At 49.2% G+C, this 12976-nt stretch carries 11 protein-coding genes and 1 tRNA gene; 11 read left to right on the top strand and 1 reads right to left on the bottom strand.

What is annotated here, in order from left to right:
* Window positions 1-180: 180 nt before the first annotated feature.
* From K2G43_RS08775 to bioD, 4 genes are read left to right on the top strand one after another with little or no spacing between them, the layout of a single operon-like run.
* Window positions 181-1359 carry an 8-amino-7-oxononanoate synthase gene (locus K2G43_RS08775; protein ID WP_300154301.1) on the top strand — a complete coding sequence of 393 codons (1179 nt, stop codon included), beginning with the start codon at window positions 181-183 and terminating at the stop codon, window positions 1357-1359.
* Between the two features lie 8 nt (window positions 1360-1367).
* A complete protein-coding gene (locus K2G43_RS08770) occupies window positions 1368-2033 on the top strand; it encodes a pimeloyl-ACP methyl esterase BioG family protein (protein ID WP_300154298.1) in 666 nt (221 codons plus the stop codon).
* Window positions 2018-2773: a malonyl-ACP O-methyltransferase BioC gene (gene bioC, locus K2G43_RS08765; protein WP_297643469.1), complete on the top strand. Its 756-nt coding sequence runs from the start codon at window positions 2018-2020 to the stop codon at window positions 2771-2773. The genes K2G43_RS08770 and bioC overlap by 16 nt, the downstream gene beginning before the upstream one ends.
* Window positions 2774-2776: 3 nt before the next feature.
* Window positions 2777-3424, top strand: a complete 648-nt coding sequence (gene bioD, locus K2G43_RS08760; RefSeq protein WP_300154294.1) for a dethiobiotin synthase — start codon at window positions 2777-2779, stop codon at window positions 3422-3424.
* Window positions 3425-3635: 211 nt separating this feature from the next.
* On the opposite strand, the gene K2G43_RS08755 is transcribed toward bioD, so the two are convergent.
* Entirely contained in the window at window positions 3636-4871 is a 1236-nt protein-coding gene (locus K2G43_RS08755; protein WP_297643467.1) for a fucose isomerase, read from the bottom strand.
* Window positions 4872-5060: 189 nt separating this feature from the next.
* On the opposite strand from K2G43_RS08755, the gene K2G43_RS08750 reads away from it, so the two are divergent.
* From K2G43_RS08750 to K2G43_RS08720, 7 genes are all read left to right on the top strand, one after another.
* Window positions 5061-6260, top strand: a complete 1200-nt coding sequence (locus tag K2G43_RS08750) for a pyridoxal phosphate-dependent aminotransferase (RefSeq protein ID WP_297643466.1) — start codon at window positions 5061-5063, stop codon at window positions 6258-6260.
* A gap of 15 nt (window positions 6261-6275) precedes the next feature.
* The gene (locus tag K2G43_RS08745; RefSeq protein ID WP_300154290.1) at window positions 6276-7520 is read left to right on the top strand and encodes an ABC transporter permease; all 1245 of its coding nucleotides are present in this window, start codon (window positions 6276-6278) and stop codon (window positions 7518-7520) included.
* Between the two features lie 499 nt (window positions 7521-8019).
* Window positions 8020-9789, top strand: coding sequence for a signal peptide peptidase SppA (gene sppA, locus K2G43_RS08740; RefSeq protein WP_300154287.1), 1770 nt, complete (start codon window positions 8020-8022; stop codon window positions 9787-9789).
* A complete protein-coding gene (lpxK, locus tag K2G43_RS08735) occupies window positions 9786-10883 on the top strand; it encodes a tetraacyldisaccharide 4'-kinase (protein ID WP_300154284.1) in 1098 nt (365 codons plus the stop codon). Before sppA ends, lpxK begins: the two co-directional genes overlap by 4 nt.
* Window positions 10855-11664: a purine-nucleoside phosphorylase gene (locus K2G43_RS08730; RefSeq protein WP_300154281.1), complete on the top strand. Its 810-nt coding sequence runs from the start codon at window positions 10855-10857 to the stop codon at window positions 11662-11664. Before lpxK ends, K2G43_RS08730 begins: the two co-directional genes overlap by 29 nt.
* Window positions 11665-11669: 5 nt before the next feature.
* Entirely contained in the window at window positions 11670-12731 is a 1062-nt protein-coding gene (gene thiL, locus K2G43_RS08725; RefSeq protein ID WP_300154278.1) for a thiamine-phosphate kinase, read from the top strand.
* 170 nt (window positions 12732-12901) lie between these two features.
* Window positions 12902-12974, top strand: a tRNA-Phe gene (locus K2G43_RS08720).
* Window positions 12975-12976 lie beyond the last annotated feature (2 nt).

The raw sequence follows: 12976 nt of genomic DNA, 5'->3' as shown, positions 1-12976 counted from the left end.
AAGGCATTTGGGTACGCCCCTTCGGGAGATTGGTTTACCTGATGCCACCATTCATCATCGAACCGGAGCAACTGACAAAACTGACGACGGGACTGATTCGGATAATTGAAAAATGAAAATTGATAATTGACAATTGATGATTATTCGGTATTTAATTCTTAATATTTATCCTATTTTAGCGTGAGCACAATTGAAAATATGCAGCAAGAGCTGCAAAGACTGAAAGAACAGAGCAACCTGAGGAGCCTGCCCCGAATGGTGCACGACGGACGCCATGTCCTCGTAAACGGACAACAGATGCTGAACCTCTCCTCCAACGACTATTTGGGGCTTGCCACCGACAGCGGCCTGCGGGAAGAGTTTCTGCACACGCTTACGCCGGACACCTTCCTGCCCACCTCTTCTTCCTCACGTCTGCTGACAGGAAACTTCAGCATCTACGAAGAGTTGGAAGCTGAGCTTGCCACACTTTTCGGCACGGAAACGGCACTGATATTCAACAGCGGCTACCACGCCAACACCGGCATCCTGCCCGCCGTCAGCGACGGACAAACATTGATATTGGCGGACAAACTGGTGCACGCCAGCATCATCGACGGCATCCGTCTTTCATCGGCAAAGTGCATCCGTTATCGCCACAACGATTTGAACCAACTGGAACGGCTGCTGAAAGAGCACCACACGTCCTACCGGCAAATCATCATCGTAACGGAAAGCATCTTCAGCATGGATGGAGATGCGGCAGACTTGCGGGAATTGGTACGGCTGAAACACCTATATAACAATGTATGGCTCTACGTGGACGAAGCGCACGCTTTCGGGGTGCGCGGCAACCGCGGATTGGGATGTGCAGAAGAAGCCGGTTGCATCCTCGACATCGACTTCCTGGTAGGCACCTTTGGAAAAGCGGCAGCCTCAGCAGGCGCATACATCGTCTGCAAGAAAGTGATACGGGAGTATCTGGTAAACCGGATGCGCACACTGATTTTCACCACCGCCCTGCCCCCTGTGAACATCGCGTGGACCCTGTTCATCGTACGGAAACTGCCGGAGATGCAAGCACGCCGCAAACATCTGGCATCCATCAGCCGGCAGTTGCGCGAAGCTTTACAAGCCAACGGATACGCCTGCCCCAGCGTAAGCCACATCGTGCCGTTGGTGGTCGGTTCGAGTACAGACACCGTGATTCGTGCGGAAGAGCTGCAACGACACGGTTTCTATGCATTGCCCGTCCGTCCGCCCACAGTGCCCGAAGGGACATCACGCATCCGCTTCTCACTGACAGCGGAAATCAAGCAGGAAGAGATAGAGAAGCTGATTCTGGAGATTGAAAATGAAAAATTGAACATGGAAAGTTGAAAGCAATCATGAAACAAAACTACCTTATACAACAACACCACCCTCGGCTACTCCTGTTCTTTGCAGGATGGGGAGCGGACGAGACGCCTTTCAAAGCCTACCAACCCGAACGCAGCGATTTTATGATATGCTACGACTATCGCACGTTGGACTTTGACCCATCCGGCTTGGATAAATATCAAGAAATAAACGTCATCGGCTGGTCTATGGGTGTGTGGGCCGCCTCTCAAGTGGTGCCCCGACTTTCACTGCCGATAGCGAACAGCATAGCCATCAACGGCACCCCCTACCCGATTGACGAACGGAAAGGCATCCCGCCCGTCCTCTTTCGCGGTACGCTGGACGGACTGACGGGAGCTTCGCTCCACAAGTTCCTCCGCCGGATGTGTGCAAACGGAGCGGCGTTCAAATCATTTCTGCAAATCACCCCCCGCCGCCCGTTGGAAGAGCTTCGCGAGGAACTGGCAGAAATTGAGAACATGTACCACTCCCTCCCGCCAGCCGCATTCCATTGGCAACAGGCTGTCGTAGGCAGCAACGACCGCATCATCCCGCCCGCCAACCAGTTGCAGGCATGGGAAGAATGCGGCACCCCGGCTCTACAAACAGACGACGCCCATTATCAAGAAGAGTTATTCCGCCACTACCTGCAAGAATTATGGACAAACAACTGATAGCAACACGCTTTGCCAAGGCGCGCGACACCTATACCCGCGAAGCACGTGTGCAGCAACAAGTCGCCACAAAGATGATGCGCTTGCTGACGGAAGCGGCAAACTCCCGTTTCAGGCATATCGTAGAATTCGGATGCGGTACAGGCAGCTATTCCCGCCTCCTGCTCCACACCCTGCAACCGGAGACACTCTTGCTGAACGACCTCTGCCGGGAAATGGAGGAGTGCGTCAAAGATTTGTGTGATGGCACAGCCATCCACTTCGTCTCCGGCGATGCCGAGGCCCTTGACTTCCCCGAAGGGACAGACCTGATTACCTCGTGCTCCACCCTACAATGGTTCAACGATCCCGAAGCCTTCTTCCTCCGTTGCCACCGCTCCCTGGCGCCCCACGGACAGCTTGCTTTCAGCACCTTCGGCACCGCCAACCTGCACGAAATCCGCCAACTGACGGGGCATGGATTGGACTATCTCCCACTGGAAGAACTGCAAGCCCTGCTATCTCCCGGTTTCGAAATTCTCCATGCGGAAGAAGAAATTGCCCTCCTTCCATTCAGCACCCCGCAAGCCGTGCTGAAACACCTGAAACAGACCGGGGTAACGGGAACGGAAAAAAAGATATGGACCCGCAGCAGGCTGCAAACTTTCTGCACGGAATACACGACCCGATTCAGCGACCCTGCCGGCAACGTCAGCCTGACCTATCATCCTATTTATATCATTGCAAGAAAAAAAGACTAAATAATGGAAACAAAAAACATTTACTTCGTCAGCGGCATTGATACCGATGCCGGAAAAAGTTATTGTACCGCCTGGCACGCCTGCGAACTCATCAAGAGCGGCAAACGTGTCATCACCCAAAAATTCATCCAGACCGGCAACACGGGACACTCCGAAGACATCGACCTGCACCGCCGACTGATGGGCACCGGCTACCTGCCGGAAGACCGTGAAGGACTGACCATGCCCGAGATATTCTCCTATCCCTGCTCCCCCCACCTTGCCTCCCGCATCGACCGTCGGCCGATAGACTTCGACAAGATAGCGCAAGCCACCCAAGAACTGGCCTGCCGATACGATATAGTATTGGTAGAAGGTGCCGGCGGACTGATGGTTCCCCTCCGTGAGGAGTATCTGACAGCAGACTACATCGCCGAAAAGCAATACCCGCTTATCTTCGTCACCTCCGGCAAGCTGGGCAGCATCAACCATACATTACTCAGTTTTGAAGCCATCAAGCACCGGGGCATCCGACTCGATACGGTCTTGTACAACCTCTACCCCACCGTAGAGGACAAGACTATTCAAGAAGATACCATGCAGTACATCCAAAATTACCTTGCCAAGCACTTCCCGGGAACGAAGTTTGAAGTAGTGCCGGAGATGAACTGATTTTGTTGTGAATTATTAGCACCCAAGCATTTATTTGCAATACGCTGATTATCGGTATAGCAAAATGCACCTGCATTCACTATACGACTGAAGCCTGTTCAGTACGGTACAGAATGGCATTCACTACCGTGCTGAATAGGCTTCACTATACGACTCATTTGGGGACACGCCCTACTTGTCTGTTTTTTTTAAAAGGTGCCCAACAAGCGGATTACTCGATTCGCTTGCACGCATTGGCCTGTAGAAACTCGTTCAGTATCTTCTCATCATTGCCGTGCAACAGGATGTGATGATTGCCCAACGGTGTTTTCAGGAAATAATCGACAGGCGTATTCATCCTTATCCTTACCTGCGTGCGGCACATATTGATGTAGTTCGTATTATCAGTAAGCGTACCGGTGCTCAGATAATACTCGTCCAGACTTTCGTTGCCACATTTCATGACGGTTACGTCTCCCGCAGGCAGAATTCCCTGAATGCCAATGCTGCTTCCTGTTTCAAAATGGTTGCGGATGATGAATTTTTCTGTTTGGGCGGTTCCGATGGTGCAGTGCGCCAATATGATTTCGTTGGTACGGGCATTTATCATGGATGGATTGGCCATGAACGAACTCTTGCCCGTCAGCACCTTGACAACCAACATGCTGAAAACGGATTGCAGGTCTCCTTCGCATCCGGCGATAATACCCTCGTCGTTCAGCAGTGAAAGGGCCAAGCATCCGGTGGTGCCCGTCAGCTCTATCAGCTTGAAGCAACTAAGGGTAAGGGCACTCAACCGCTCTTCCTCCACCACCTTCTTGATGGCACGATACAGGCGCATGGCCTTTACCAAATCGTCGGGAGTCGCCTCGCGACAGGCAAGCGCTTTTTCTGCCAGTTCGGCACACGCTTCGCCCACCTCGTTGTCCTTAATCCGGTCGTAGTGTTCGCAGATACGTTTCAGTGGAATGTCGATGTACTCAATGCCCCAACGACGTTTGGCAAGCAGGTAATCCACATTACTGGCAATAAGCCAGTTGGATGGAGTTCCTATCACGCCGATGCGCAGTCCGTGCAGCTTGCGTTGTGCCTTGAAATTGCTGTGCAAGACAAAAATGCGCTTAATGATTTCGGGCAATTCTCCATGCAGGATTTCGCTTTTCATGCCCCGTCCGCGCAACCAGGAAGAAATCTCAAGGGCGGCGGCAAGGGAGTTTTGCAGACCGTCTGCCAACAATATGGCGGGACGAGGAAGCTGTTCAAAGTGCTGGATAACCAGTCGTTCCACACCTCCGGTGGCGATGAACAGGATACTGAAGTCATCGGGTGACAATTTGCAGATATCTTTATAGTCAACTAAATTGACGGTAAAGTATTTCTCCAATTCCGTCAGAATCACTTCATGAGTACTACATACAGTTGCCTGTTTATGCAGTATAGAGGCAAAGGTTATAAGGTTGATGACCATTCTTTTTTTCTTTATATTTAGCAATCAAAATTCTATGTCTCGTTTACTCTTTCAAAGATACGTTTTTCTTTCTATATAACATAACGTTTTTGCGATAGATAATGTTTTTAAAGTTTTTATGTCTGTGCTTCCGTCTTGGTTTCAAATAATTCGCTACATTTGCAACTTCAAATAATAAAAGACAATTTCATGCCAAAAATATCTATTCGCGGAACGGAGATGCCTGCATCTCCTATCAGGAAACTGGCTCCTCTGGCAGACGCCGCCAAACAAAGGGGCGTACACATTTTTCACCTGAACATCGGACAACCCGACCTTCCTACGCCGGAAGTGGCTTTGGAAGCAATACGAAACATCGACCGGAAGGTGCTGGAGTATAGTCCCAGTGCAGGCTACCGCAGCTATCGCGAGAAATTAGTAGGCTATTACGCCAAATACAATATCAATCTGACGGCCGATGACATCATTGTCACTTCCGGAGGTTCGGAAGCGGTATTGTTCTCTTTTATGGCGTGCCTCAATCCGGGCGATGAAATTATAGTTCCCGAACCGGCATACGCCAACTACATGGCATTCGCCATCTCCGCCGGTGCCAAGATACGCACCATAGCCACCACCATCGAAGAGGGCTTCTCGCTGCCCAAAGTGGAAAAGTTCGAAGAACTGATTAACGAGCGCACCCGTGCCATCCTGATTTGCAACCCCAACAATCCGACCGGCTATCTCTATACCCGTCGCGAAATGAACCAGATTCGCGACCTTGTGAAGAAGTACGACCTGTTCCTGTTCTCCGATGAGGTCTATCGCGAATTCATCTACACCGGTTCGCCCTATATTTCAGCCTGCCATTTGGAAGGCATCGAAAATAACGTTGTGTTGATTGACTCCGTATCCAAGCGTTATTCGGAATGCGGTATCCGCATCGGTGCGCTGATAACGAAAAACAAGGAAATCCGCGATGCAGTGATGAAGTTCTGCCAAGCCCGCCTCAGTCCTCCTTTGATAGGCCAGATTGCCGCTGAAGCATCCTTAGATGCCGACGAAGACTACCTGCGCGATACTTACGACGAATATGTGGAGCGCCGCAAGTGCTTGATTGACGGACTGAACCGCATCCCCGGTGTCTATTCGCCCATCCCGATGGGAGCTTTCTATACGGTAGCCAAGCTGCCGGTGGACGATTCCGACAAGTTCTGTGCCTGGTGCCTTTCTGATTTCGAATATGAAGGCCAAACGGTATTCATGGCCCCAGCTTCCGGTTTCTATACGACTCCCGGCTCTGGCCGCAACGAGGTGCGCATCGCCTATGTGCTGAAGAAAGAAGACCTGATACGTGCGCTCTTTGTGCTTCAGAAAGCACTGGAGGCTTATCCGGGAAGAACCGAATAAAAAACACAATAGACAATGAACTTTGCTCGTTTCATCGCTCTACGCATCTACCGCGCCGATGAACCGGGGGAACAAGTCTCCCGTCCTGCCGTGCTCATCGCCATGATTGGCATTGCCATCGGACTGGCGGTGATGATTATATCCGTGTCTGTCATAGCGGGCTTCAAGAGCGAGATACGGGATAAAATCGTAGGATTTGGCTCTCACATCCAAATCAGCAACATAGATGCTACAGGTTCCTACGAAACCCGTCCGGTAATAGTGGATGACAGCATGAGGATTGCGCTTGCCGGTTATGCCGGGGTGAAGCATGTACAACGCTATTCCACCAAACCGGGCATGATAAAGACCACCGATGCGTTTCAAGGGATGGTGCTGAAAGGTGTGGGACCGGAATATGACCGCAACTTCTTCCTTCGTCATCTGGTGGAAGGAGAGTTTCCGCAGTTCAGCGACTCCACTTCCTCCAACCGGGTAGTGATATCCAAATCGTTTGCCGATAAGCTGAAGCTCAAGGTGGGCGATAAAATAGACACCTACTACATACAGGATGACGTGCGTGCCCGCCGTCTGGAGATTGTGGGAATCTATCAGACCAACTTTTCAGAATACGATAACCTTTTCCTGCTGACCGACCTCTACATCGTCAACCGCCTGAACAAGTGGAAGCCGAATCAGGTCAGCGGTGTGGAATTGGAAATACGCAATTATGACAAACTGGAAGAGACCACCTACGAGATAGCCGCCGACACAGACGAACATCCCGACTGCCATGGTGCTAAATATTGCGTACGAAACGTGGAGCAGCTCAACCCCCAGATTTTTGCCTGGCTGAATATCTTAGACGTTAATATCTGGGTGATTCTGGTCTTGATGGTAGGCGTGGCAGGCTTCACCATGATTTCCGGCCTGCTGATTATTATCATTGAACGCACCTCCATGATAGGTGTACTAAAGTCATTGGGAACCGATAACCTGACCATCCGTAAGGTCTTTTTGTGGTTTGCCGTCTTCCTGATAGGCAAGGGCATGCTCATAGGAAACGGCATCGGCCTGGCCTTCTATTTCATCCAACGTTGGTTCAGCCTTTTCAAACTCGATCCGGAAACGTATTATATGGCTACCGTTCCCGTTTCGTTCAACGTCTGGCTGTTTCTGTTGCTGAATGCAGGCACATTGTCAGCTTCCATCCTGATGCTGATAGGGCCTTCTTACTTGATAACACGCATCAGTCCGGCAACGTCTATACGTTACGAATAAAGATGTATCACTGCACACGAAAAAAGATACTCTGCCTTGCATCTGCAAAACTATCGGCTCTTAACTCCTACAAAACGAAGTGATAACTCCCGATAGCTCCTAAGAACAGAAATATCCCTGCGAATACTTCTGTTCAACTATAAATAACCCGTTGGCGGGATTAATTTGCAGATTTGCTTCCCATACACCTTCTAATACACTGGTTATCAGGTATTGAAAGATGAGTTGACAGACACTTGTGTTCAGCGTGACAAACACTTGTGTTCAAGCTGACAGACACAAGTGTTTGAGACGACAGAGGCAAGTGTCTGTCAAACTGGGAAATATAGGGGGAAATAGCAGAAGCCATTTCCTTGCTGATTTTATTCCGCCAACAAGTATAAATAATCTTTCAGTTCGTGTGACAAAACAAAAAAACTTGCGACAGATTGGGTAAATATCAACCTTATTATTTATCTTTGTTAACTTGAAAAAGTTAGCATAAAAACAACTAAGAACAATGAAAGATTTTCTGAAATTCACGCTTGCCACCATTACAGGTATCATCGTATCAAGCGTTATTTTATTCTTCCTCAGCATTATGGTGCTTTTCAGCATGGCATCATCTTCTGAATCGGAAACGCAAGTACGCAAAAACTCCGTTATGATGCTGAACCTGAACGGAACACTCAATGAACGTAGTCAGGAGATTCCGTTCGACTTCCTGATGGGAAACGAGTATAAGAGCTACGGAATGGACGACATCCTCGCCTCCATCAAGAAAGCCAAGGAACATGAAGACATTAAAGGCATCTACCTTGAAGCGACCTCGCTGAACGCCGGAGTTGCCGCATGCGAAGAGATACGCAATGCGCTGAAGGAGTTCAAGACATCGGGCAAGTTCATCGTGGCCTACAGCGACAACTACACGCAAGGACTCTACTATCTGTCGAGCGTGGCAGACAAAGTGCTGATGAACCCGCAGGGCATGATAGAATGGAACGGTCTCTCTTCCACACCCGTGTTCTTCAAGGATTTGCTGGAAAAAATCGGCGTGGAGATGCAGATTTTCAAGGTCGGAACCTATAAATCGGCCGTGGAGCCTTTCATTTCCACCGAAATGAGTCCTGCCAACCGCGAACAAATCAACGCTTATCTGACTTCCATTTGGGGACAGATAACCAGCGATGTCGCCGAATCGCGTAACGTATCCGTAGAATCGCTGAACGCGATTGCCGACCGCATGCTGATGTTCCATCCCGCCGAGGAGAGCGTGAAGTGCGGACTGGTAGATACCTTAATCTACAAGAACGACGTGCAAAGCTACCTGAAAACCATGGTAGGCATTGATAAAGATGACTCTATGCCTGTGCTCGGCTTGCAAGACATGATAAATGTGAAGAAAAACGTGCCCAAAGACAAGAGCGGAAACATCATTGCCGTATATTATGCGTATGGCGACATCTGCAACAGCGCATCGTCCGACATCAACGAACAGAGCATCGATGCAACGAAGGTCATCAAAGACCTGCAACGGCTGAAAGAGAATAAGGACGTGAAGGCAGTAGTGCTGCGTGTGAACTCGCCGGGTGGAAGCGCCTTCGCCTCCGAACAGATATGGTATGCTGTCAGCGAACTGAAGAAGGAAAAACCGGTCATCGTCTCCATGGGCGACTATGCGGCTTCGGGCGGTTACTACATCTCGTGCAACGCTGATACCATCGTGGCCGAACCTACCACACTGACCGGTTCCATCGGCATCTTCGGCATGTTCCCCAACGCAAAAGGGCTGACCGACAAAATCGGACTGGACTTCGACGTAGTGAAGACCAACCACTATGCAGATTTCGGCATGCTGAACCGTCCGATGAACTACGGCGAAAAGGGATTGATGCAGATGTACGTGAACAACGGCTACGACCTCTTCTTGACTCGCTGCTCCGAAGGCCGCGGCATCAGCAAAGAAGAGTTGGACAAGATTGCCCAAGGCCGTGTCTGGACCGGAAGTAAAGCAAAAGAGTTAGGGCTGGTTGACGAGCTTGGCGGCCTGGATAAAGCATTGGAAATCGCCATCGCCAAAGCCGGCGTAGATGCCTACACCGTGATGAACTATCCGGCCAAAAAGAGTTTCTTTGACATCCTGACAAGCGTAAGACCGGACAATTACATCAAGGCACGCATACTGAAAAGCGCAATGGGCGAATTCTATCGTCCATTCAGCGTACTGGAGAACTTTAACAAATGCGACCGCATACAGGCACGCATGCCGTTTGAACTGAATATTCAATGACAGCAAACTCTATTAAGATAAACCATTGGCTATACCCCCTATCATGGCTTTACGGCTTGGGGGTATGCTTACGAAATAAACTCTTTGATTGGGGATGGCTCCACTCAAAGAGTTTTGATGTTCCTGTTATCTGCATCGGCAACCTTGCAGTGGGAGGAACGGGCAAGACACCACATACGGAATATCTGATAAAATTACTGCAAGCAAACGGAATGAACGTAGCCACCCTAAGCCGAGGCTACAAACGCAAAAGCCGCGGCTATGTGCTGGCAGATGCCCACAGCGATGCACAACAAATAGGGGATGAACCATGTCAAATCAAACATAAATTCCCCCATATACGGGTAGCAGTAGATGAAAACCGGTGCCGGGGCATCGAGCAATTGCTGAAACTGCAAAGTCCCCGCGTGGAAGTTGTTCTTTTGGATGACGCCTTCCAACACCGCTATGTGAAAGCAGGACTAAATATACTGCTAACCGATTTCCATCGGTTGCTGTGCGACGATGCCTTGTTACCTGCCGGAAGACTGCGCGAACCGGCTGAAGGCAAAAGCCGGGCGCAAATCGTCCTTGTGACCAAATGTCCGGATAACATCAAACCGATAGATTTCAATATTATCGCCAAACAGCTGCGTCTGTTCCCCTACCAGCAACTCTACTTCTCGCGTTTTTGTTACGGAAAGCTGCAACCACTGTTTCCCCCGGAGAGAGACAATCACCAAACATTTTCTTCTCTGAAAGGAACTGAACAGGTGTTGCTGGTCACGGGAATCGCCTCCCCTGCCCCGCTGCAAAAAGAGGTGGAATCATACACCCCGCACGTCAAGCTGTTGGCCTTCGCCGACCATCACGATTTCAGCAACAAAGACCTGTTACAAATCAAAGAACAGTTCTTACGTCTGAAAAAGAACAGCCGACTGATTATCACAACAGAAAAAGATGCAGAAAGGCTGAAACTCCATCCAGCATTGGATGAACAACTGAAGCCATACATCTACGTGCTTCCTATAGAGGTAACAATACTGCAAAATCAACAATCTATTTTTAACCAAAACATAATTGACTATGTTAGAGCGTATTCAAGAAACCGCTAATTTCCTGAAAGGAAAGATGCACACCCATCCAGAGACAGCCATTATCCTCGGAACCGGATTAGGCAGCCTTGCCGGTGAAATTGCCGAGAAGTATGAAATAAAATATGAAGATATCCCCAACTTCCCTGTATCTACCGTAGAGGGACACAGCGGCAAGCTAATTTTCGGGAAACTGGGCAACAAAGATATCATGGCAATGCAAGGACGCTTCCACTTCTATGAAGGCTACTCAATGAAGGAAGTGACTTTCCCGATACGCGTCATGCGCGAATTGGGTATAAAAACATTGTTCGTATCCAACGCCAGCGGCGGAACTAACCCAACATTTGAAATCGGAGACCTGATGATTATCACCGATCATATCAACTTCTTTCCCGAACACCCCCTGCATGGCAAGAACATCCCTTACGGACCTCGCTTTCCGGATATGAGCGAAGCATACGACAAGGAACTGATTCGCAAAGCCGATGCCATTGCCACCGAAAAGGGCATCAAAGTTCAACATGGCGTTTACATCGGCACACAAGGCCCTACGTTTGAAACACCAGCCGAATATAAGATGTTCCGCATTCTGGGAGCCGATGCAGTAGGCATGTCAACCGTACCGGAAGTTATTGTGGCAAAACATTGCGGCATTAAAGTGTTCGGTGTATCAGTCATCACCGACCTCGGTGTGGAAGGAAAAATTGTGGAAGTTTCTCACGAAGAGGTGCAGAAAGCCGCTGACGAAGCACAACCCAAAATGACAGAAATTATGCGTGAACTAATAAACAGAGCCTGACAACCATGAGAACAGAAATAGCAACCCTTGGTGAATTCGGACTTATCCGACATCTTACAGAAGGCATCGAATTAAAAAACAAATCGAGCCAATATGGCATCGGCGATGATGCCGCAGTTCTCTCTTATCCGGAAAAGGAGGTGCTTGTCACCACCGATTTGCTAATGGAAGGAGTACACTTCGACTTGGTTTACACACCGTTAAAGCATTTGGGATACAAATCGGCTGTCGTCAATTTTTCCGACATCTATGCCATGAATGGCACACCTCGACAGATCACAGTATCCTTAGGCATTTCCAAACGCTTCAGCATAGAGGAGATGGAAGAACTGTATGCGGGCATCCGTCTGGCTTGTGAAGAATATGACGTCGATATTGTAGGCGGCGATACATCTGCCTCCTACACAGGGCTAACCATCAGCATCACTTGCATCGGTGAAGCCGAAAAAGGCAAGGTTGTCTATCGCAACGGAGCCAAAGAAACCGATCTCATTTGCGTCTCCGGCGATTTAGGTGCCGCCTATATGGGACTGCAATTGCTGGAGCGCGAAAAAGCCGTCCTCAAAGGTGCCGATAAAGACCTGCAACCCGATTTCGCCGGCAAAGAATATCTGCTGGAACGCCAACTAAAACCGGAAGCCCGCCGGGATATCATCCAGAAATTGGCAGAAGAAGGCATACAACCTACCTCCATGATGGATATTTCCGATGGCCTTTCATCTGAACTGCTACACATCTGTACCCAAAGCAAAGCGGGCTGTCGCATCTATGAAGAGCACATCCCCATTGACTATCAAACAGCAGTCATGGCAGAGGAATTCAACATGAATCTGACAACCTGTGCTCTCAATGGTGGCGAAGACTACGAATTGCTATTCACGATCCCCATTGCCGACCACGAAAAAATATCCGCAATGGAAGGTATCAGGCTGATAGGTCATATCACTAAACCTGAATTGGGCTGTGCCCTAATTACTCGTGACGGACAAGAGTTTGAGTTAAAAGCTCAAGGATGGAATTCTTTGCAAGAAGAAATTTCCGTAGAGGAAAATGAATCTCCTTCCTAAAAAGCCCAATCCCCCATAACAAATAAAAAAAGAAAAGAGTTTTTCTATCTTTTTCAATTCAATAGACGCTGATAATTAGCCACATAAACAATTATCAGCGTTTTTATTCCCCAAAATGTTGCATAAGTCCAAAAGTTTCACTACCTTTGCAACCGCAAACGAGAAACAATGGTGCCATAGCTCAGTTGGTAGAGCAAAGGACTGAAAATCCTTGTGTCCCCGGTTCGATTCCTGGTGGCACCACT

This window comes from Bacteroides sp. (assembly GCF_029057325.1).
Taxonomy (GTDB): Bacteria; Bacteroidota; Bacteroidia; order Bacteroidales; family Bacteroidaceae; genus Bacteroides.
Note: the sequence above shows the minus strand (reverse complement) of the source record. Positions and strands in the feature narration are given on the sequence as shown.